The following is a 21,581-nucleotide window of genomic DNA, read 5'->3' as shown; positions in this document are numbered from 1 at the left end:
GCAACGGGGCCTGACGCTGCGCAACCCGCAAAGCTCCGCGCCAGCCCCCGTTGCCCAACCCGCCCAAACAGGCAAAACTCAAACCCGGAGTCTCGCTCACGCTGGATAAAAGTTGGGGGCAACGTCACCCAGCGTCGCCATCACCACAGCCCCGGTGATCTGTCCGACAAGCGAGATGGTGGCGGCGCCTTCGGTGGTCAGCGCCGGATAGCCGCTGGCGAAGATGCCCACGGCGATCACGCCCCAAAGACCGACAACCCCATGCAGCGCCACAGCACCCACTGCGTCATCGATGCCCAGACGCTCGATGAAGCGCGAGGCCAGGGGCATGATCACGCCCCCGATCATTGCGATGACGAAGGCCATTGGCGGCCAGTAGAGATCCAGCCCCGCTGCAACGCTGATGATGCCGCCCAGCGCGCCGGACATCATCCAGAATGGATCATGCGTGACCACCCATGCCGCAATGGCACCGCCGGCAAAGCCCATAAGGATGTTGAAGGTCATCGCCGACAGGGTGACGGGCGTGCCATAGATCGTGGCGAAGATGCCCGCCCCCCAGGACCACGGCTCGCCAGGGAAGATCACGCAGGCCATGAGGAAACCCCAGAACCCTGCGATGATCAGCATGAGGCCAACCAGCGTCGCCGGAAGCGAATGGCCGGGGATTGAGTTGGCCGATCCGTCCGGGTTGAACTTGCCGACCCGCGCGCCAAGGTTGATCAGAACGCCCAGCGTGAAGAAGCCTGCAATCGCATGCACCACGCCCGAGGCGCCGAAGTCGTGGTAGCCAAGTGTCGTTACCAGCCATCCGTCCGCGTGCCAGCCCCAGGCCGCGCCCAGAATCCAGACGAAGCTGCCCAACACGATGGCCAGAATCGTGAACCCGACGATCTGGATCCGCTCGATCAGGCTGCCCGACATGATGCTGGCCGTCGTGGCCGCAAACATGGCGAAGGCGCCGAAGAATACGCCCGTGGCGCTGTCCGCGACGCTCGGCCCCATGACCGAACCTACCGGGCTGGCCGCACCCACTGCGTAGTCCCAGCCCGAAATTCCGGCCGGGCCCTCCGACATCGACAGTCCGGTCGGGAAGGCCCAGTAGATGAACCAGCCCGCATAGTAGAAGGTCGGAATGATGAAGGCGAAGGCCAGGATGTTCTTGATCCCCGAGGCCAGCGCATTCTTTGCCCGCGAGGCACCCATCTCGTATGACAGAAACCCGGCATGGATCAGCACCATCAGCGGGATCGTCAGATAATAGAAGGTCTCGGCTGTCGTCCGGTTCAGCCCGGCCGTCGCGTCCCTCAGCGCGGTCAACTCCGCCGCAAGGGCGGCAATCTGTTCTTCCATGCTTGCACTCCCCAGATGTCTCGCCGCCCCGATGTTTCCCCGAGGCTTGACACAAGACTTAAGCACGACCCCGAAAGGCCCGGGCCCCAAATCTCAGCCGAAGGTAATTTTATTTCGGTAACTACGCACAACGGGACACGAAATGATTATTGATTGGGCTCTTGGTAGACCGTCCGCCCATCTTCGCATCGATCTTTGCCTGATCAGAAATGAAATGGCCCCGGCTGTGCCGGGGCCTTCGCGCGCAGGGGCTGCGGATCAGTTCCGCAGATAGCTTTCCATCGAATCTTCCAGCGCGTCCTTCCACGGCGTGTGGTGGACCGGCGCCATCGTTCCTGTGATCACCGAACGATAGGCATTGTTGCGGAAGCCCATGATGTCCTGCTTCTTGTGCTCCTTCCATTCGAAGAAGGCCTCGCAGGCGCCGTCGACGTCGAAGCTGGGGTAGTCCGTCTCGGCGATCAGCTCCTTCACGTAGTCGCCCTGATAGTGGATCGCGTCATGGGCATCCTTGCAGGCATCCTCGCGCGCCACGCGGTCCTCGACATCGGCCAGCAGCACCGCCTTGTCCTCGGGGATCTTGATCTTGCCCATGATCGCGTCGCGCACCCACCAGGCCTGGGCATCGAACATGTTGAAGGTGAACCACTGGTCCTGCATCCCGAGATAGAACAGCTTCGGATTGTGGACCCAGACCACGCCCTTGTAGAGGTCGGCCGTCGCCAGCCGGTTCGCCGTCTTCAACCGCAGATCATCGGGCAGGAAGGGGAAATGGTGCTTGTAGCCGGTGCACAGGATGATCGCATCGACCTTCTTGCTGCTGCCATCGGCGAAGTAGGCGGTGTTCTCGTCCACCCGCTCCAGCTTGGGCACTTCCTTGAAGTTGTCCGGCCACTTGAAACCCATGGGCGCGTGGCGATAGGCCACCGTCACCGACTTGGCACCATACTTCCAGCACTGGCTGCCGATGTCCTCGGCCGAATAGGAGGAGCCCAAGAGCAGAATGTCCTTGCCCGCGAACTCGCGCGCGTCGCGGAAATCGTGGGCATGCAGGACGCGGCCGTTGAACTTGTCGAAGCCGGGGTATTCCGGGACGTTCGGCACGCTGAAATGACCGGTGGCCACCACCACGTTGTCGAACTCCTCGTCATACATCCGGTCGTTCTTCAGATCATGCGCGGTGACGGTGAAATTGCCTTTCTCGGGGTTGTAGCGGACCATGCGCACCGTGGTCTCGAACCGGATCCAGTCGCGCACACCGGCCTTCTTCACCCGGCCCTCGATGTAGTCGAACAGCACGGCCCGCGGCGGATAACTGGCGATCTGCTTTCCGAAATGCTCCTCGAAGGAATAGTCGGCGAATTCCAGACCCTCCTTCGGGCCGTTCGACCACAGATAGCGATACATGCTGCAATGCACCGGCTCGCCGTGTTCATCCAGCCCTGTCCGCCAGGTGTAGTTCCACAGCCCGCCCCAGTTGGACTGCTTCTCGAAGCAGACCACTTCAGGGATCTCCTCGCCCTTCTGCCTGGCCGACTGGAACGCGCGCAACTGCGCCAGGCCCGAGGGGCCCGCACCAATGACGGCTACTCTTTTCTTCATGTAAACCTCCGGATGTTGGCATGTTCCGCAACGCTTCGCCGGCGTTGTCTTGGGCCGAAGCCTAGAAGCATTGTTGCGCCTGTGTCAAATCTTCTTCCTGCCGGTAAACAACCCGCTGACCAGGAAAGCCCCATCCGTGGGGCCGATTCGCAACTTTTGCGTGCAAGACCTGCAGATGCCGCTTCAGCGGGCTACCGTGACCGTGCAGCCGGCCTGCCCCGCGACCTCGGCCGCAACCGAACCCAGCACCAGCCGCTTGACGCCGCGCTTGTCGCCAGTGCCCATCACGATCTGGTCGGCGCCGATTTCTTCGGCATAGGCGATGATCGCCGGTGCCGCGGAACGCGAAATCAGCACGGCGGTTGCGGTGTCGGTGGCACCCGCGGCCCTTGCCGCAGCCTCTGCCCTGTCGAGAAGCGCCTGCGCCTCCTCATCGGTCCACTGGTTGATCGTCGGGCCACGAGCGCCGCCGAGCGCCAGGTTGACCGCGCAGATCGTCAGATGTGCCCCGGTCAGTTTCGCAAGTTCGGCAGCATGCATCAGACCGACTTCCGCATGATCGGTGCCATCGACCGGGCAAAGTATCTTCTTGCTCATCACGACCTCCCCTTTGATCCGTTGACTTGCCCCCAAAAAGGGCATGAAGCTGCGCCGGTCGCCTTGACTTGAGTCAAAATTCTTTCACTCAAAGGCAAACAGCGGAGCCGCCAATGAAGCCGATCCACCCGAATGACCGACGCATCGCAAACATCCGAACGGCCAAGTTTACGCCCTTTGTCTACCCTGACGGGGTTGCGCTGGGCGATGAGGTTCTGCAGCTGGATGACAGCCGCCCGCCGGGCGAGGGCTTCCATGTCTATCGCATGCCGCCGGGAATGACGACGCGCGGGCACCGCCACAACGGGCACGAACAGTTCCTGATCCTCGAGGGAGAGCTGCACGAAAGCGACGGCACGATCCTTCGTGCGGGCGACATGGTGTTCTACCGCGATGGGACCGAACACAATTCCTACACGCCGACCGGCTGCCTGCTGGCCGTCCACATTTCTGCGGCAGAGACTCCGCTGGAATGAACAAGGGCCCCGGATCGCTCCGGGTCCAGTCAGGGGCTTGAGGTAAGTGGTCAGACGTCCAGCGTCGTATGGGTTTCCCAGGCCGAGAAGTGGCTGCAGTAGTCGTTCCACTCCTTGTGCTTCAGCTTCAGGTAGGCGGCGCTGAACTCCTCGCCCATCATGGCCTTCAGGGTCTTGTCCTTGTCGTATTCGCGCAGTGCATCCAGCAGGTTCAACGGCAGTTTCGGCGCGCCCTTCACCTTCCAGCCCTCGGCATACATGTCGATGTCGTGCCGCTTGCCCGGATCGGCCTTGGTGCGCACCCCGTCAAGGCCGGCCGCCAGGATCACCGCCTGCAACAGATAGGGGTTGGCCGCCCCGTCCGGCAAGCGCAGCTCGAATCGGCCTGGCCCGGGGACGCGGACCATATGGGTGCGGTTGTTGCCCGTCCAGGTCACCGTGTTCGGTGCCCAGGTGGCACCGGAGGTGGTCCGGGGAGCGTTGATCCGCTTGTAGCTGTTCACCGTCGGGTTGGTGATCGCAGCCAGCGCGGTGGCGTGCTTCATGATCCCGCCCAGGAAGTGACGGCCCTGATCGGACAGACCCAGCTCCTTCGAACTGTCGGCAAAGGCGTTCTTCTTGCCGTCCAGCGTCCAGACCGAGATATGGGCATGGCAGCCCGAGCCGGTGAGCCCCTTGAAGGGCTTTGGCATGAAGGTCGCGCGGAAGCCGTGCTTTTCGGCAATCGACTTGACCATGAACTTGAAGAAGCTGTGCTTGTCGGCAGTGGCCAGCACGTCGTCGTATTTCCAGTTCATCTCGAACTGGCCGATCGCGTCCTCGTGGTCGTTCTGGTAGGGCTCCCAGCCCATTTCCAGCATGTAGTCACAGATCTCGCTGATCACGTCATAGCGGCGCATGATCGCCTGCTGGTCGTAGCAGGGCTTTTCCGCATTGTCGTAGATGTCAGAGGCGGCGGTGCCCTCGGCGTTCAGGATGAAGAATTCGGGCTCCACGCCCGTCTTGACCCGAAGCCCCTCCTTCGCGGCTTCGGCGATCAGCCTTTCCAGAACATTACGCGGGGCCTGATCGACCAGCTTCTCTTCCATCGTCGCCCGCGCGGCGACCCAGGCGACTTCCTTCTTCCAGGGCAGCTGGATCACGCTGTCGGGGTCAGGCACCGCCATCAGGTCAGGATGGGCCGGGGTAAGATCCAGCCAGGTCGCAAAGCCTGCAAAGCCTGCGCCGTCCACCGCCATGTCGCTGATCGCCTGCGTCGGCACCAGTTTGGCCCGCTGCGCACCGAACAGGTCGGTGTAGGAAATCATGAAATACTTGACGCCCTTTTCCTTGGCCCATTTGGCAAGGTCTTTCGCCATCACTGTCGCTCCTTGTAGACTTTTCTTGTGATGATGGGGAAACGGCGGCTTACCAGCCGCCGTTCCGTCCCGGTATCCAGTTGGTGCCTGCAAGCGGAACCCCCGCCATGGCCGCCGCCTCGATGGTCAGCGAACACAGATCCTCGGGCTCCAGGTTGTGCAGATGGCTCTTGCCGCAGGCCCGCGCGATGGTCTGCGCCTCGAGCGTCATCACCTTCAGGTAGTTCTTGAGCCGCCGGCCGCCCAGAATCGGGTCGAACCGCTTGTACAGCTCGGGGTCCTGGGTGGTAATGCCCGCCGGGTCGCGGCCTTCGTGCCAGTCGTCATAGGCATCCGCCGTGGTACCGAGCTTCTGATATTCCTCTTCCCATTTCGGGTCGTTGTCGCCCAGCGCGATCAGCGCCGCCGTGCCGATGGCCACCGCATCGGCCCCCAGCGCAAGTGCCTTGGCCACATCCGCGCCCGACCGGATCCCGCCGGAGACGATCAGCTGCACCTTGCGGTGCATGCCCAGATCCTGCAGCGCCTTCACCGCTTGGGGAATGCAGGCCAGAATCGGCATGCCGACATGTTCGATGAACACGTCCTGCGTCGCCGCCGTGCCGCCCTGCATGCCGTCCACCACGACCACATCGGCCCCGGCCTTCACCGCAAGCGCCGTGTCGTAGTAGGGACGCGCCCCGCCAACCTTGACGTAGATCGGCTTCTCCCAATCCGTGATCTCGCGCAGTTCGAGGATCTTGATCTCCAGGTCGTCCGGCCCGGTCCAGTCAGGGTGGCGGCAGGCGCTGCGCTGGTCGATTCCCTTTGGCAGGTTGCGCATCTGTGCCACGCGGTCGCTGATCTTCTGGCCCAGAAGCATGCCGCCGCCGCCGGGCTTGGCGCCCTGACCCACCACGACCTCGATCGCATCGGCCCGGCGCAGGTCATCGGGGTTCATCCCGTACCGGCTGGGCAGATACTGATAGACCAGCGTCTTGGAATGGCCGCGCTCTTCCTCGGTCATGCCGCCGTCGCCGGTGGTGGTCGAGGTGCCCGCGGCCGTCGCCCCACGGCCCAGCGCCTCTTTCGCCGGGCCGGACAGCGCGCCGAAGCTCATCCCGGCGATGGTGATAGGGATGTCCAGATGGATCGGCTTCTTCGCAAAGCGGGTACCCAGCCAGACATCGGTCGCGCATTTCTCGCGGTAGCCTTCCAGCGGATAGCGGCTGATCGACGCGCCGAGAAACAGCAGGTCGTCGAAGTGCGGAAGGTGCCGCTTGGTGCCACCGCCGCGGATGTCGTAGATGCCAGAGGCAGCCGCGCGGCGGATTTCGGCATTCACCGCCGGGGTGAAGGTGGCCGAGAAGCGGGGCGGGGTTTTCGGGAATTCGGTCATTCCTGTGCCTCAGTACGACGATGCATTGTCGATGTTGAAATTGTAAAGCTTCCGGGCCGAGCCGTAGCGGCGGAATTCCTCGGGTTTCGCCTTTGCGTCTGCCTCACCGCGACGCAGCAGCTCTTCGAGGATGACGTAGTGTTCGTCGCGCATCTCCTTCTCGATGCAGTCGGCGCCCAGCGACTTCACCGTGCCGCGCACGAAGATCCGTGCCTCGTAAAGGCTGTCGCCCAGCGCCTCGCCGGCATTGCCCAGGACAACCAGATTGCCGGATTGCGCCATGAAGGCAGACATGTGGCCGATGTTGCCGTGCACCACGATGTCGATGCCCTTCATCGAAATCCCGCAGCGGCTGGAAGCATTGCCCTTGATGACCAGAAGCCCGCCGCGCCCGGTGGCACCGGCATACTGGCTTGCGTCGCCGTCCACGATGACCGTGCCGCTCATCATGTTTTCGGCCACGCCGGGGCCGGCCGAACCCTTGATGCGGATCGTCGCCTGCTTGTTCATGCCGGCGCAGTAGTAACCGGTCGATCCGCGTACAGTGATGTCGACCGGAGCATCCACCCCGGCGGCAATCGCATGCGCACCCCTGGGATTGATGATCTCCCAGTCGGTCATGTTGGTCTGGCCCTTCAGCGCGTGCAGCGCAGAATTGAGCGCCCTGAGGCCCTCCTTGCCCAGATCGAAGGTCTGCATGTCCTCAACGCTCCCAGAAATAGACGGTTGCGGGTTCCGGTTCCCAGACGCGGGCATTCTCGATCCCCGGCAGGTTGACCAGCGCCCGGTATTCCGACCCGAAGGCCACATAGTCGTCGGTCTCGGCCATGACGGCGGGCTTGCAGGCGATCGGGTCACGCACCACACCGAAGCCGTTCTTGGTGCCCACGACGAAGGTGTAGAAGCCGTCCAGATCCTCCAGCCCCGATTCCAGAGCCTTGCCCAGATCCTCGCCCTCCTTCAGCTTCTGGCTGACATAGGCGGCGGCGACCTCGGTGTCGTTCTGGGTCTCGAAGGTCATGCCCTTGCGCATCAGTTCGCGCCGCAGGCCGTTGTGGTTTGACAGGCTGCCGTTGTGCACCAGGCACTGGTCCGGCCCGGTCGAGAACGGATGCGCCCCCATCGTCGTGACCGCCGATTCGGTTGCCATGCGGGTATGTCCGATCCCGTGGGTGCCTTTCATCTTCGACAACTCGAAGCGGGCAGCCACATCCTTCGGCAGGCCGACCTCCTTGAAGATCTCGATGCAGTCGCCGACGCTCATCACCTTCACGTCGGGGCGCAGATGCGCCAGAGCCGAGCGCGCCGCATCAATCTGCGCGAGCGGCACTTCCAGAACCGCATGTGTGGATTTCACCAGCATGACGACCGGCTGGCCGATTGCGTCGTGCAGATCGCCATCCAGATCCTTGAAGTCCTTCTCGGGGTGGGCCGACTGGATGGTGATCTTGCCCAGCCCGTCTTTCGCCCCGGAATAGATCGCGATTCCGGCACTGTCAGGGCCCCGGTCGGTCATGGTGATCAGCATGTCCGTCAGCATTTCCCCGAGCTTCGGCTCAAGCTTCGGGTCCTTCAGGAACAGTCCAACGATGCCGCACATGGATTCGTCTCCTCTGCGATGTTGGCATGACGCTAGCACCGTGATTTCGGCGTATCAACTGGTAAGAAACTTTTTTCACCTGTCGGGAAAAGTGCTGCACAAGGATTAGGCAGCTTCAGTTTTCCTTGACAGAATGCCGCAGCTGCCTTTCCCTACGGCAAACATTTTTGCCGCGCAGGGAAACGACGTCGGGGCTGCGTCGGGGGGCGGCAAGCACAACAGCCCAAAGGGAGGACATCGTGGTTGACCTTAATCAGCGGATTGAGGCGATGCACAAACGCGACATGCTCGTGGCATGGGCGTTCGTGATCGGCCTGTGGTTCGCAGTGATCTTCGTAGCCTTTGCGACATGGACCCTGGCACCGAACGGGCAGGCCCGAACCCTGCTGCTGATCGGTGGCGTCATTGTCCTGGTGCTGAACACGGCCGCGATCCTGGCGATGCTGCGGCATTACCGCGAGGACCGCGACTTCATGTACGGCATCGACATCAAGTTCCTGGACGAAGCCCGCGGGCGGAGGAATTGACCATGGCGCATTACCACCCCCCCAGACAGGGCAAGGCCAGCCAGCTGTTCGATGTCGTCGTTCTGGTCGTCCTGACGGTCGGCGCGCTGTTCGTGCCGCTCTGGCTCAACCTTGCGGGTGCGACCAAGTCCGTCACGGCTCCGGTCGAGAACCCGACCTGGGAATCCCTTGGCCAGAATGCCGCCCAGGCCGCAAAATACGAGGCGCTGGGCCACACGCCCGAAAGCGCCCATGACCTGATCCTGGCCCGGTTCGACTACAGCTTCTCGATCGGCGCGCTGGTGACGATGATCGTGGTCATCGTCCTTTACTACGCCCTGATCCTGCGGTTTTCCGAAGTGGAATACCGCGAGGTCATTTCCGAAAAGTTCGGGGAGTGAGCCGCAATGGACCTGTGGAACTACCTTGAATACGGGGCCTGGGGCCTCGCCGCGCTTCTGGCGCTGCACATGGTCGTGGACTGGCTGAGAACCGACAGCACCTACTCCGAAGATGTGCTGACGTCGTCCCGCGAGGGCGAGATCGAAGCCATCGCCGAGGAACACAAGGCACGGGAGGCGCGCCATGGCTGATTTCGACATCACCTCACAGAAGATGGACGGCATGGGCCCGCACGGCACCAAGGTCGGCCTTCTGCGCGTCCTCGGCCCTGCCCATGTCTGGGCGCTGGGGGTCGGCATCGTTCTGGTCGGCGAATACATGGGCTGGAACTTTTCGGTCGGAAAGGGCGGTGCCTACGCGGCGCTGATCGCCTGCTGGTTCGCCGGGATCCTCTATTCCTGCGTCGCGATGATCGACTCGGAAGTGACCTCGACCGTCGCTTCGGCAGGCGGCCAATACACCCAGGCAAAGCACATCATCGGGCCGTTGATGGCCTTCAACGTCGGCCTCTACCTCGTCTTCGCCTACACTATGCTTGAGGCCGCGAACGCCATCACCGCAGGCTACCTGATCTCGGTCGTGGCCTCGATGACCGGGTACGCGGCGGAACTGGACCAGCGGCCCTTCATCATCCTGGTCATCATGTTCCTGGCCTGGCTGAACTATCGCGGGGTTCTTGCGACGCTGACCTTCAACCTGGTCATTACTGCCGTCGCCTTCTCGGCCATCATAATATTGTTCCTGTCCACCTCGGGCGTCCTCGGCGGCGGGATCATGGAACATGCAGCCCTGTTCGAGGGCCACGAACTGCCCTATGGCTGGATTGGCGTGCTTGCCGCGATGCATTTCGGGCTGTGGTATTACCTTGGAATCGAAGGCACCACCCAGGCGGCCGAGGAAGTCCGCTCGCCTGCCCGCGCGCTGCCGTTCGGGACGCTGGCGGGGATCATGACGCTGCTGATCGCGGCCACGCTGACCTGGTATGTCTGCTCGGGCATCCTGCCATGGGAATATCTGGGCGACGGTGTGGACGGGGCGGTGGCGCCTCTGTTCGACGCAGCGCGACTGTCCGGGTCCAATGCGCTCGTTTGGCTTCTGGGCTTCGGAACGCTCTTCGCCACGCTGGCCAGCGCCAACGGCTGCATCAACGACGCCAGCCGCGCCTGGTTCGCCATGGGCCGTGACAAGTATCTGCCAGGCTGGTTCGGCGCGGTGCATCCACGCTATCGTACCCCCTATCGGGCGATCGTGTTCCTGGTGCCGATTGCGCTGATCTTCGCACTTGGCGCGCCGCTTGATCAGGTCATCACCTTCTCGATCCTGTCGGGGCTGCTGGGGTATACCTTCATGCCGCTGAACATCATCCTGTTCCGCCGCAAGTGGCCGCTCGACACGATCAAGCGCGGCTATGAACACCCGTTCCACCCGATCCCCGCCATCACGCTGCTGACTCTGTGCGGCGTGACCTTCTTCGCGGTGTTCCTGGGTTACGGGACGCAGCTGGTGGCCATGATCGGCTTTTACATCGTGGTTTCGCTCTGGTTCCACTTCTGGCGTTACCGCTTCGTGAACCGGGGGGCGCAATTCACCATGCCCTGGCCAAAACCCCGCGGTTACTGAGAGACGCGGCCCGCCCCCACGGGGCGGGCCAATTCCGATGTCGCCGCTTATCCCTTCCGGCATTGCCCTTGCTATCCTCGGCCTGTGGCTCGCCCTTCGTCTGATACGCGAAACCCGGGCCCGCGCTTCGGCCCGCGCTGCCTATTTCGACGCGGTGAAAACCCTGTTCCAAGGCGGGCAAGTGCAGCTGCAACCTACCGGCTTTGCCCGCCTGATCGGCCGCCGTGACGGCCTGACCTTCGACCTTCAGGCGCTGCCCGACACCCTGACGTTCCGCAAGCTGCCCGCGCTGTGGGTCATGGTCACCCTGCCCGAGGCTTTGCCGTTGAACGCAACGATCGATCTGATGGCCCGCCCGTCCGGGAACGAACCCTTCACCCGGTTCGCCTCGCTGCCCCAGACGTTGCCGACACCGCCAGGTCTGGCGAAAGAGGTGGCGATCCGCACCGACGACGCAGCCCAGGTGCCGCCCGAAAGCCTGATCCGTCGCCATGCCGACCTGTTTGACGATCGGCGCGTCAAGGAACTGCTGATCTCTCCGAACGGCCTGCGTATCGTGATCCTTGCGGAAGAGGCCGACCGCGGCCGCTATCTCATCTTTCGTGAGGCCGAGATGGGCCACACACCCCTGCCCGCCGCCCGGCTGGCGCCGGTGCTCGACAGACTGGCCGCGATCCGGGAAGATGTGCTGGCATTGAGAGAGCCCCGATGAAACCGCCGCTGCACCCCTACATCGTTCTTGCCGTTGCCCTGCTGTTGCCCGGCATGGGCCAGGTTCTGAACCGCCAGCCGGTGCGGGGGCTGATCTTCGTCTGCTTCGCCGTGCTTCTGGGTGGCTTCACGCTCAAGACCGCAGCGCCGGATGTATCCTTTGTCGGCAAGGTGTCAGGCGCGCTGTTCGTCTGGGCGATGGCGGTGCTGGATGCCTACAAGGTTGCCCGCATCCGCCATGCGGTCTGGCAGCACCGCAACGATCCTGGATGACCTCGGCTACCGTCGCGGCTTGAAGCTCTGCGGGGACAAGACGTGCTCGCACCCAAAGCCGCCCCCTCCCCGACAAGCTTGCCACGGCGCTTGCAGGGAAGACAGTCCAGTGGACTGTCTTCCGACCAGGCTTACCCCTGCGGATAGGCGATCACCGACAGATAGCGCGCCGGCAGTTTCACCAGAACCTCCGGGCCGTGCGGCGCATCGGCGTCGAAGAACAGGCTGTCCCCCGGCTTCAGCGGATAGACCCGGTCACCGTGGCGGTAATCGACTTCACCTTCCAGCATGTAGAGCAGTTCCAGCCCCTCATGCTGGAAGGTCGGGAAGACGTCGCTTTGCGTGCTTAGCGTGATGATGTAGGGCTCGACCACCACGCCGGACGAGTTCGACCCGATGTGCCCCAGAAGATGATACTGATGACCCGCCCTTGTGCCGCGACGCTCGATTTCCAGATGCTCTCCGGCCTTCACATGCTGGGCGTCACGGCGTTCCTCGTAACTGCGGAAGAAGGCAGTCAGCGGCACCGAGAAGGCATGGCTCAAAACCTGCAGCGTGGTCAGTGACGGCGAGGTATTGCCGTTCTCGATCTTCGACAGCATCCCGATCGACAGGCCCGTAACGGCTGCCAGATCCGCCACCGTCATCCCCTGCTGACGGCGGAAGTTGCGCACCTCGCGGCCGATCGCGGCCTCGAGATTGCGCTCGCTGATCTCACGCACACGGTGCGGATCCTGATCGAAGGCGGGCTTGCCGCGCGGAAGCGGGGGGCCGGCGTTGCCGTCTGACATGGGCACTTCCCGGAAGTTACTGATACAGCTTTTTCACTACCGGGAAACACGCCTCACATCAAGCGCAACCCTCAGCAAGCCGATAGTGCCGCAGCCTCCAGGGCATGCAGAAGGCTTTGCGCCGACGATCGCGGCCCGTAAAGGCGAAGATTGCCGCGCGATTGCCTGACCAGGTAGCAGCCCAGATGCTCGATCACTGTCCGGGTGGCGTGGCCATCGCTCACCCCGGCAAAATCGACATTGCACAGTCGTTCCATCAAGGGCGCCAGGTCAGGGGCGGCCAGATCGAACACCACCCAGGCATCCGTCTGTTCGGTGATGCTGGCCGCCGCACCGAAGGCAGCTTTCAGATGGTCTGCGATCAGTTCATGCGTAGCGAAGGGAGCCTCGACGAACCACATGTCGGGCGCGACCCAGAAGCCGCTGTAGGGTGTGCCACTCTGGTACCGCGCGGGCCCCGGCAGGGGCACTCCGGCCGCATTCGCAGCCGGCTGCAGATCATGCCCCCGCCGCGCCGCGACCGAGGCCAGCGCCACATCCACCCGTTCGGCGATCGTGACAGAACCCACTGTCACCATCGCCGCCTCACGCGCGCCCAGCGCCGTCATTGCCTGCAAACTAGCCACGGAGGCGTTCTCCCTCAGGATCGAAGAAATGCGGGCTCACGATCTCGACCTCGGTATCCTGCCCGGTCAGCAGGTTCACCGCGCGCATCCGCTGGCCGATCTTGCGGTCGCCTGCCTTCAGATAGCCCAGCGCAATATCGTGGCCGAGATGCGGCGAATAGACCTTGGAGGTCAGCCATCCCCCGTCGTTCGCCGCAACCGCCGCGGCGCCCTTTTCCAGGAAATGGCTGCCTGCGGTCAGCTTGCCGTTCGGATCCACCGGCTTGACGCCCACCAGGCGGTAGCCGTCCGGGTCGGTCAGCCCCTCGCGCTGCGACAGGACCATGCCGATGGAGTCCTTCTTCCTCGACACCATCTTGCCCAGACCCATGTTCAGCGCGGTTGACTGGCCGTTCAACTCGCCCCCCGCGACATGGCCCTTCTCGACGCGCATCACGCCCAGCGCCTCGGTGCCGTAGACGACCGGATCGAATTCTGCCCCGCGCGCCAGCATCTCGCGCAGAAGTGCGTCGCCATAGCGGGTGGGCACCGCGATCTCGTAGGCCAGTTCCCCCGAGAAGCTGATGCGGAACAGCCGTGCGCGCAGGCCGCCGCAGACGGTGATGTTGCCCGCGCCCATGTAGGGGAAGGCGGCATCGCTGATGTCCTGATCGACGACTTTCTCCAGGAGTTTCCGCGCATTGGGACCCGCGACCGAGAACTGCGCCCAGGCCTCGGTGGTCGAGATGAGCTGCACGTCCATCTCGGGCCAGAGGCATTGGCGGCAGAATTCCAGGTGCCGGAACACCGTCACGGCATTGGCCGTGGTGGTGGTCATCACATATTCATGCTCGCCCATCCGCGCGGTGGTGCCGTCGTCGAAGACGATCCCGTCCTCGCGCAGCATCAGGCCATAGCGGCATTTGCCGACGGGCAGGGTAGAGAAGGTGTTGGCATAGACCCGGTCGAGGAAGGCCCCCGCGTCGGTGCCCTGGATGTCGATCTTGCCCAGCGTGGTCACATCGCAGATGCCGACCGAGCGGCGCGTGGCGAGAACCTCGCGGTCCACAGACTGGCGCCATTCCGTCTCGCCCGGTTTCGGCACCCACTGGGTGCGCAGCCAGTTGCCGACCTCGACGAAGACCGCGCCCTGTTCCCTGGCCCAGTGATGGCTGGGGGTCAGGCGGTAGGGTTTGAATTCCTTGCCGCGCGACCGCCCGGCCAGCGCGCCCATTGCGACCGGCGTATAGGGCGGGCGGTAGATCGTGGTTCCGGTTTCGGGGATCGAACGGCCGGTCAGCTCTGCCATGATCGCCAGACCGATGACATTGCCAGTCTTGCCCTGGTCGGTCGCCATGCCCAGCGTGGTGTAACGCTTCAGATGTTCGACGCTGGTGAAATTTTCCTGCTTCGCCAGCTTGACATCCTTCACCGTCACGTCGTTCTGCTGGTCGATCCAGGCCCGGCCCTTGCCGTGGGAGACGTGCCAGAGCGGGGTGATCCGCACCGGGGCATCCTCGGCCTCAGGCAGGTCAGGACCGGAGGTAAGCTCCAGCGCAGCCAGCGCCGCATCCCGACCGCTGCGCAGCGCGGCATGGGTGGACAGAAGCCCTGCCGCTGCACCCGCGACCAGAAGGCCGGGGGGGCCTTCGGGGCCTGGAATGAAGGCGGCGATCCCGGCATCCCAAACCGGGCGCGAACGATGATGCGAATGGATGTTCACGTTCGGGTTCCAGCCCCCCGACACGCCCAAGGCATCGACCGCGATTGTCTCGGTCGCGCCATTCGCCTGGCGGACCGTAATCGCCTTCAGCCCCAGCCGGCCAGCGGTGTCGATCACCTGCGCCCCGCGCAAGTGGCGGACGCCCGACAGCATCTCGCCCCCCTCGCGGCTGTCGATCACCGCGACGACATCGACGCCGCGGGCTTGCAGGTCCGTCGCGGTACGCAGGCCGTCGTCGTTGTTGGTGAATACGGCAACCCTCTCGCCCACCTTCACCGCCCAGCGGTTGGCATAGGCCCGCAGCGCACCTGCCAGCATGATGCCGGGGCGGTCGTTGTTTTCAAAGGCAATGGGGCGTTCGGTGGCCCCACCGGAAAGGATCGCCCGCCGCGTGTAGATGCGCCAGAGGATCTGTCGCGGTTTACCCGCAGGCGGGACAGGCAGGTGATCCGACACCCGCTCGACCGCGCCGTAGATGCCGTGATCAAAGGCGCCGATGACCGTCGTGCGGGAAAGCAGACGAACATTCGGCATCGCTGACAGCTCGGTCACCACGGCCGCCGCCCAGTCAGCGCCCGGCACGCCGCCCACCGCGACAGTCTCGGCGTTCAGCCGCCCGCCCATGCGGAAATCCTCGTCCGCCAGGATCACCCGGCGGCCGACGCGCCCCGCTGTCAGCGCCGCCATCAGCCCGGCCGGCCCCGCACCGATCACCAGCAGCTCACAGTGCAGGAAGCCCTTGTCGTAGGCATCCGGGTCTTCTTCCCGCGTGACCGAGCCAAGGCCGGCCGCGCGGCGGATGATCGGCTCATACAGCTTTTCCCAGAAGGATTTCGGCCACATGAACGTCTTGTAATAGAACCCCGCGGCGAAAAAAGCGTTCAGCCGGTCGTTGATCGCCATGGCGTCAAAGCGCAGCGACGGCCAGCGGTTCTGGCTGTTGGCGGTCAGGCCATCGAACAGCTCTGCCACCGTGGCCCTCGTATTCGGTTCCTGCCGGCCACCGCTGCGCAGTTCCACAAGGGCATTGGGTTCCTCCGACCCGGCCGAGATCGGGCCGCGCGGGCGGTGATACTTGAAGCTGCGCCCCATCAGCCGCACACCGTTGGCCAGCAGCGCCGAAGCCAGGGTGTCGCCGGGATGGCCCGTGTACGGCAAGCCATCAAAGGTGAACCGGAACGTCTTCGTCCGGTCGATCTGGCCGCCGGGAATGCGATGCGACTGGCTCATTTCGACCGTCCCCTGCTGCGCGCCACGTCCCGGGCGAGTTCGACCTTCGTGATCTCGTGCGTCACCGTGTTGCGCGTGACCACCAGCCACGACCGGTCGCCTTGTTCGTGATACCAGAGCTCCCGGTGTTCGCCCGCCGGGTTGGTGCGCTGGTACAGGTATTCGTGGAATTCCTCGATGCCTGCCGTCATGCCGTCGGGGCGGTCGATCAGGGATGCGTCGCCAAGATAGACGAATTCCTGCGCGTCGCGCGGTCCGAGAATCGGATGGTGAATGATCATTCGTTCATGCCTTCAGTGCAGGTTCGGCTGGGCACCCTGGCCCTTTTCGTCGATCATCCGGCCCTTCAGGAAACGGTCGAGCCGATAGGCGGTCGCGGTCTTGTGCGGCTCGTCCTTTGCCATGAGGTGTGCGAAGCACCAGCCGCTGGCGGGTGTCGCCTTGAACCCGCCGTAGCACCAGCCACCGTTGAAATAGAGGCCCTCGATGTGGGTCTTGTCGATGAAGGGAGAGCCGTCCATCGACATGTCCATGATCCCCCCCCAGGTGCGCAAAAGCCGCACCCGCCCGATGGCCGGCATCAGCGCCATGCCGCCTTCGGCCACGTCCTCGATCACCGGCAGATTGCCGCGCTGAGCATAAGAGTTGTAGCCGTCGATGTCGCCGCCGAAGACAAGGCCGCCCTTGTCGGACTGGCTGACGTAGAAATGCCCCGCGCCGAAGGTCATCACGCCGTCGATCAGGGGCTTCAAACCTTCGGAAACAAAGGCTTGCAGGACGTGGGACTCGATCGGCAGGCGCATCCCGGCATGTGCCATGACCTTCGAGGACGACCCGGCCACCGCCACACCTACCTTTTTCGCGCCGATGTAGCCGCGCGTCGTCTCTACCCCCTTGATGCGGCCATTCTCGATCCGCATGCCGGTGACTTCGCAATTCTGGATCAGATCCACGCCGCGCATGTCGGCACCGCGCGCATAGCCCCACGCCACAGCGTCGTGCCGCACCGTTCCGCCCCGGCGCTGCATCAGCGCGCCCTTGATCGGGAAGCGGGCGTTGTCGAAGTTCAGCCAGGGATACATCTTGCGCACCTGTTCGCGGCTGAGCAGCTCGGCATCCGCGCCATGCAGCCGCATCGCATTGCCACGCCGGGTGAACGCATCGCGCTGGGCGTCGGTGTGGATCAGGTTGATTATCCCGCGCTGGCTGACCATGGCGTTGTAGTTGAAATCCTGCTCCAGCCCCTCCCACAGTTTCAGGCTGAACTCGTAGAAGGGCTCGTTGCCGTCGAGCAGATAGTTCGACCGGATGATCGTCGTGTTGCGGCCGACGTTGCCGCCGCCAAGATACCCCTTCTCCAGCACCGCGATGCGCGACTGGCCGAATTCCTTGGCAAGGTAGTAGGCGGTGGCCAGCCCGTGCCCGCCACCGCCGACGATGATGTAGTCATATTCGGCCTGCGGTGCCGGATCTCTCCAGACCGGCTTCCAGCCCTTGTGCCCCGTAAGTGCCTCGGCAATGACCCGAAATCCGGAATAGCGCACGCCCGACCTCCTGTTTGCCCTGTTCTAGGGGCAGCAAGTCGGGAAAACTCATTCGTTTTCGCCAAAGGATCGTCCGATTCTGCCATCATCCATCGGCTGCATCTGCCGCAGCCCCGATCGGCATTGCACCCGCCAAGACGCAGGATCGTGAAGGGGAGTCAGAACCGGGCAGCGCAACAGGGGGCGTCGCCCCATCACCTGTTCTGCCCGTTTCCGATGACCGGCAGAACGGTCAAGCGCGACTCAAGCAACCAGTGCCTCGGCCTTCTTGAGGTCCACCGAGACCAGCTGGCTCACCCCCTGTTCCTGCATCGTCACCCCGAACAGCCGGTCCATCCGGGCCATGGTCACGGCATGGTGGGTGATGATGAGGAAGCGCGTCTCGGTCCGGCGGGTCATCTCGTCCAGCAGGTCGCAGAAGCGTGTCACGTTGGCGTCGTCCAGTGGCGCATCCACCTCGTCCAGCACGCAGATCGGCGCGGGATTGACGAGGAACACCCCGAAGATCAGCGCCAGCGCGGTCAGCGTCTGTTCGCCCCCCGACAGCAGCGAAAGCGTCGCCAGCTTCTTGCCGGGCGGCTGGCAGAGGATCTCGAGCCCCGCCTCCAGCGGATCGTCGGACTCGACCAGCACCAGCCGCGCCTCGCCCCCGCCGAAGAGATGGGTGAAAAGCGTCGAGAAATTGGCATTCACCTGCTCGAAGGCCGTCAGCAGCCGCTCGCGCCCCTCCTTGTTCAGCCCCGCGATCCCGGCGCGCAGCTTCTTCACCGCCTCTTCGAGATCAGCCTTTTCGGCGGCCAGCGTGTCGTATTCGGCCTCGACCGCCCTGGCGTCCTCTTCCGCGCGCAGGTTCACCGCACCCAGGGCCTCGCGCTGGCGTTTCAGGCGGATCACCTCGTGATCCAGCGTCTCGGCGTCGGGCATCTTGTCGGGGTCGGTGCGCAGGGAAGCGAGCAGTTCGTCCGGCGTCCGGTCGTCTTCCTCGGCGATGCGCTCGGCGGCCAGCGCCACGCCCTCGCGCGCGGCATCCAGCCGGGCCTCGGCACGGGCGCGGGCCTCGCGGGCCTCGCCGGCCAGGCGTTCGGCCTCGCGTTCGGCCATGGCGGCCTCACGCAAGCTTCCCTCGGCCTCCGCCAGGGCATCGGCGGCGCGGCGACGGCGCTCTTCGGCCTCGGCGATGGCCTCGACCAGCTCGTCGCGCCGGGCGGCGATTTCCTCCGGTGCCAGCATCGCCTCGGCCAGTTCCGCCTCGGTCTCGGCACGGCGTTCGGTCAGTTCCTCGGTGCGCTTCGCTGCGGTCTCCAGCCGGTGCTTCCAGCCCGAGAGTTCCTTCACCGCCTCCTGCCGGCGCCGCACCCGCGCCTCGCCCTCGCGGCGCAGCTCGTCCTGGGCCGAGCGGCGGGTCATCATGGTGATGCGCGCGGCCTCGACGGTGATCTTCGCGGCCTCGACCGCCCCCCGCGCGGCGTCCAGATCGCCCAGATCGGCCATGGCCGCCTCGGCCTCCTTCAGCCGGGCACGGGCGGCCATCGCCTCGTCCTCGAAGCGGCTGACGGCCAGCTTCGCCGCTTCCAGCTTGCCCCCGGCAATCGAGCGGTCGGCTTCGGCCCGGGCAAGCGCCCGGTTCGCCTCGGCCAGGCGCGCATCCGCCGCGCGCCGGGCTTCGCGGGCGCGCTGGTCGGCGGTGGCGAGATCCTGAAGCCGCGCCTGCAGGGCCTCATGGGCCTGCCGGGCGCCATCGGCGCGGGCGGCGACCTCTTCCAGATCGCGCTTCAGCTGCACGAGGCGGTTGAGCTGCTGCAGGCGCAGCGCCGCCGCCGAGGGGGCGTCCTCGGCCCCGGCGCGGAAGCCGTCCCAGCGCCAGAGATCGCCTTCGAGACTGACCAGCCGCTGCCCCGGCCGCAGGTCCGCCTGAAGCTGGAAGCCTTGTTCACGGCTGACCAGACCGATCTGTGACAAGCGCCGCGCCAGCACCGCCGGGGCCTTCACCCGGGCGCCAAGCGGCTCGGCCCCGGCGGGCAGGGGTTGCGCATCGTCGTAGGGGGGAAGCACGGCCCATCCCGACCGTGCATCGCCGCCGACTTCGGGGGCGCGAAGGTCGTCTGCCAGGGCCGCGCCCAGCGCCTTTTCATAGCCCGGCTCCACCTCAAGCCGGTCGAGAAGCTGATGGCCTGCCTGCGATTCCCGCTCTACCAGCCGCGCCAGCGCCGCGACTTCGGCCCGCAGCGCCGAAGCCTCGCCTTCCGCGGCCGAGCGGGCGGCGCGGGCTTCGGCCTCGCGGCCCTGGGTCTCGGCCCGGGCGGCCTCGGCTTCTTCCAGCGCGGCCTCGGTCGCCTCTGTCTCGGCCACGGCGGCTTCCTGCGCCTCTTCGGCGGCCGCGAAGGCCTCGCCCGCCGCTTCCAGCGCCCCGGTCGCGGCGGCCACCGCCTCGCGGGCTGCGGCGGCCTGCTCCTCGGCGCGGTCGAGCACCGACCGCGTGTCGGCCAGCATCCGCTGGGTGGACTGGTGCCGCGCCGCCAGCCGAGCTGCATCCTCGGTCAGCTCGGCCAGCGCCGCCTCGCGCTCGGCCAGCACGGCGCCCGCCTCGCGCGCGGCCTCCACAGCTTCGGCAAGCCTTTCGTCGTGCCCGTCATGGGCGCGGGCCAGCTGCTCGATCTCCCATTCCAGCCGCTCGATCACCTCGCCCGCGTCGCGGTTCAGGCCCGCCTCGCGCTCCATGTCGCGGGTCAGCTGCTCGATCCGGCCCTTCAGCGTGTCGATCTGCGCCAGGGCGCGGGCCTCCTGGTCGCCCAGTGCGTCGCGTTGCAGGACGAGGCGCTGCAGGATGGCGCTGGCGATCGCCTCTTCCTCGCGCCGGGGCGGCAGGGCGTCCTCGGCCGCCTCGCGCGCCTTGGCCGCTGCACGCGCCGCCGCCTCGGCCTGGTGCTGGGCGATCAGGCGTTCGCGCAGCACGGCCTCGGCCTGGGCGCGCGCCTCGTCGGCCTCGCGCCAGCGGCGCCAGAGCAGCATGCCTTCGGACTTGCGCAATTCTTCGGAAATCTCGCGGTAGCGCGCGGCCTGCTTGGCCTGCCGGGTCAGCACCGACAGCTGCTGCGCCAGCTGTTCCAGCACATCGTCCACGCGGGTCAGGTTCGCCTCGGTGCCGGCAAGTTTCAGTTCCGCCTCGTGCCGGCGCGCGTAAAGCCCACTGATCCCGGCGGCCTCTTCAAGCACGCGGCGGCGGGCCTTGGGCTTGGCGTTGATCAGTTCGGAAATCTGCCCCTGGCGCACCAGCGCCGGGCTGTGCGCCCCGGTCGAGGCATCGGCGAACAGCATCTGCACGTCGCGCGCGCGGACCTCCTTCGAGTTCGCACGATAGGCCGAGCCCGCATCCCGGGTGATTCGCCGCACGATCTCGATCTGGTCGGCATCATTGAAACCGGCCGGCGCGAGACGGTCGGAGTTGTCAATCACCAGCGCCACTTCGGCGAAATGCCGCGCGCCACGGGTGGCGGCGCCGTTGAAGATCACGTCCTCCATGCCGCCGCCGCGCATGGCGCTGGGGCGGTTCTCGCCCATGACCCAGCGCAGGGCCTCCAGCAGGTTTGACTTGCCACAGCCGTTTGGGCCAACAATTCCCGTCAGCCCCTCGTGGATCACCAGATCCGTGGGGTCGACGAAACTTTTGAAGCCGTTCAGCCGCAGCCGGGTCAGGCGCAAGGAAACCTCACGAGTCGCTTTGCCAGATGTTCCGGCCGCACCTGGCCAGAGTCAACCCAAGCCCCCACGATCTGGCCGGACCTTGCCCGTTATCCCCAAGATGTTGCGCGCAT

General features: G+C 65.0%; 20 protein-coding genes. 7 read left to right on the top strand and 13 right to left on the bottom strand.

The annotated features are described in order from the left end of the window. Nucleotides 1–96: 96 nt before the first annotated feature. From EYB42_RS08750 to EYB42_RS08740, 3 genes are all read right to left on the bottom strand, one after another. Nucleotides 97–1,353 carry an ammonium transporter gene (locus EYB42_RS08750; RefSeq protein WP_135449702.1) on the bottom strand — a complete coding sequence of 419 codons (1,257 nt, stop codon included), beginning with the start codon at nt 1,351–1,353 and terminating at the stop codon, nt 97–99. 258 nt (nt 1,354–1,611) lie between these two features. Continuing rightward, nucleotides 1,612–2,955: an NAD(P)-binding domain-containing protein gene (locus tag EYB42_RS08745; RefSeq protein ID WP_135449700.1), complete on the bottom strand. Its 1,344-nt coding sequence runs from the start codon at nt 2,953–2,955 to the stop codon at nt 1,612–1,614. A gap of 183 nt (nt 2,956–3,138) precedes the next feature. Continuing rightward, entirely contained in the window at nt 3,139–3,552 is a 414-nt protein-coding gene (locus EYB42_RS08740) for a universal stress protein (RefSeq protein ID WP_135449698.1), read from the bottom strand. 113 nt (nt 3,553–3,665) lie between these two features. Here EYB42_RS08740 and EYB42_RS08735 point away from each other — a divergent pair, with 113 nt between their 5' ends. Then, on the top strand, nt 3,666–4,028 hold the full coding sequence (locus EYB42_RS08735) for a cupin domain-containing protein (protein WP_135449696.1): 363 nt from the start codon (nt 3,666–3,668) through the stop codon (nt 4,026–4,028). A 50-nt stretch (nt 4,029–4,078) separates the two neighbouring features. Here EYB42_RS08735 and glnT read toward each other — a convergent pair whose 3' ends face one another. The 4 genes from glnT to EYB42_RS08715 are packed head-to-tail and all read right to left on the bottom strand — an operon-like array spanning nt 4,079 to nt 8,364. Beyond that, nucleotides 4,079–5,386: a type III glutamate--ammonia ligase gene (gene glnT / locus EYB42_RS08730; RefSeq protein ID WP_135449694.1), complete on the bottom strand. Its 1,308-nt coding sequence runs from the start codon at nt 5,384–5,386 to the stop codon at nt 4,079–4,081. Between the two features lie 49 nt (nt 5,387–5,435). Further along, the gene (locus EYB42_RS08725) at nt 5,436–6,764 is read right to left on the bottom strand and encodes an FMN-binding glutamate synthase family protein (RefSeq protein ID WP_135449692.1); all 1,329 of its coding nucleotides are present in this window, start codon (nt 6,762–6,764) and stop codon (nt 5,436–5,438) included. A gap of 9 nt (nt 6,765–6,773) precedes the next feature. Then, on the bottom strand, nt 6,774–7,463 hold the full coding sequence (locus EYB42_RS08720) for a GltB/FmdC/FwdC-like GXGXG domain-containing protein (protein WP_135449691.1): 690 nt from the start codon (nt 7,461–7,463) through the stop codon (nt 6,774–6,776). Between the two features lie 4 nt (nt 7,464–7,467). Further along, nucleotides 7,468–8,364, bottom strand: coding sequence for a class II glutamine amidotransferase (locus EYB42_RS08715; protein WP_135449689.1), 897 nt, complete (start codon nt 8,362–8,364; stop codon nt 7,468–7,470). Between the two features lie 239 nt (nt 8,365–8,603). Here EYB42_RS08715 and EYB42_RS08710 point away from each other — a divergent pair, with 239 nt between their 5' ends. The 6 genes from EYB42_RS08710 to EYB42_RS08685 are packed head-to-tail and all read left to right on the top strand — an operon-like array spanning nt 8,604 to nt 11,876. Further along, nucleotides 8,604–8,891 carry a hypothetical protein gene (locus tag EYB42_RS08710; protein ID WP_240784045.1) on the top strand — a complete coding sequence of 96 codons (288 nt, stop codon included), beginning with the start codon at nt 8,604–8,606 and terminating at the stop codon, nt 8,889–8,891. Between the two features lie 2 nt (nt 8,892–8,893). Next, nucleotides 8,894–9,271 (top strand): hypothetical protein, encoded by a 378-nt coding sequence (locus tag EYB42_RS08705; protein WP_135449687.1) that lies wholly within the window; start codon nt 8,894–8,896, stop codon nt 9,269–9,271. 6 nt (nt 9,272–9,277) lie between these two features. Beyond that, nucleotides 9,278–9,463: a hypothetical protein gene (locus EYB42_RS08700; protein WP_135449686.1), complete on the top strand. Its 186-nt coding sequence runs from the start codon at nt 9,278–9,280 to the stop codon at nt 9,461–9,463. Then, nucleotides 9,456–10,892 carry an APC family permease gene (locus EYB42_RS08695; protein WP_240784044.1) on the top strand — a complete coding sequence of 479 codons (1,437 nt, stop codon included), beginning with the start codon at nt 9,456–9,458 and terminating at the stop codon, nt 10,890–10,892. The genes EYB42_RS08700 and EYB42_RS08695 overlap by 8 nt, the downstream gene beginning before the upstream one ends. 37 nt (nt 10,893–10,929) lie before the next feature. Further along, nucleotides 10,930–11,604, top strand: coding sequence for a hypothetical protein (locus EYB42_RS08690; protein WP_135449684.1), 675 nt, complete (start codon nt 10,930–10,932; stop codon nt 11,602–11,604). Then, complete coding sequence (locus tag EYB42_RS08685; protein WP_135449682.1) at nt 11,601–11,876, top strand: hypothetical protein; 276 nt, start codon at nt 11,601–11,603, stop codon at nt 11,874–11,876. The genes EYB42_RS08690 and EYB42_RS08685 overlap by 4 nt, the downstream gene beginning before the upstream one ends. A 131-nt stretch (nt 11,877–12,007) precedes the next feature. On the opposite strand, the gene EYB42_RS08680 is transcribed toward EYB42_RS08685, so the two are convergent. The 6 genes from EYB42_RS08680 to smc all read right to left on the bottom strand — a co-directional run bounded on the left by EYB42_RS08680 (nt 12,008) and on the right by smc (nt 21,468). After that, on the bottom strand, nt 12,008–12,667 hold the full coding sequence (locus EYB42_RS08680; RefSeq protein WP_135449680.1) for a helix-turn-helix domain-containing protein: 660 nt from the start codon (nt 12,665–12,667) through the stop codon (nt 12,008–12,010). Between the two features lie 71 nt (nt 12,668–12,738). Next, nucleotides 12,739–13,293 (bottom strand): sarcosine oxidase subunit gamma, encoded by a 555-nt coding sequence (locus tag EYB42_RS08675; RefSeq protein WP_135449678.1) that lies wholly within the window; start codon nt 13,291–13,293, stop codon nt 12,739–12,741. Continuing rightward, on the bottom strand, nt 13,286–16,225 hold the full coding sequence (locus EYB42_RS08670; RefSeq protein ID WP_135449676.1) for a sarcosine oxidase subunit alpha family protein: 2,940 nt from the start codon (nt 16,223–16,225) through the stop codon (nt 13,286–13,288). Before EYB42_RS08670 ends, EYB42_RS08675 begins: the two co-directional genes overlap by 8 nt. Beyond that, entirely contained in the window at nt 16,222–16,506 is a 285-nt protein-coding gene (locus tag EYB42_RS08665) for a sarcosine oxidase subunit delta (protein WP_135449674.1), read from the bottom strand. Before EYB42_RS08665 ends, EYB42_RS08670 begins: the two co-directional genes overlap by 4 nt. Nucleotides 16,507–16,518: 12 nt before the next feature. After that, the gene (locus EYB42_RS08660) at nt 16,519–17,769 is read right to left on the bottom strand and encodes a sarcosine oxidase subunit beta family protein (protein WP_135449672.1); all 1,251 of its coding nucleotides are present in this window, start codon (nt 17,767–17,769) and stop codon (nt 16,519–16,521) included. A 243-nt stretch (nt 17,770–18,012) separates the two neighbouring features. Further along, nucleotides 18,013–21,468, bottom strand: a complete 3,456-nt coding sequence (smc, locus tag EYB42_RS08655) for a chromosome segregation protein SMC (RefSeq protein WP_135449670.1) — start codon at nt 21,466–21,468, stop codon at nt 18,013–18,015. Nucleotides 21,469–21,581 lie beyond the last annotated feature (113 nt).

The organism is Tabrizicola caldifontis (genome assembly GCF_004762095.1).
Classification (GTDB): Bacteria; Pseudomonadota; Alphaproteobacteria; order Rhodobacterales; family Rhodobacteraceae; genus Tabrizicola; species Tabrizicola caldifontis.
The sequence above is the reverse complement of the archived record's forward strand: the minus strand, read 5'-3'. Positions and strand labels throughout refer to the sequence as shown.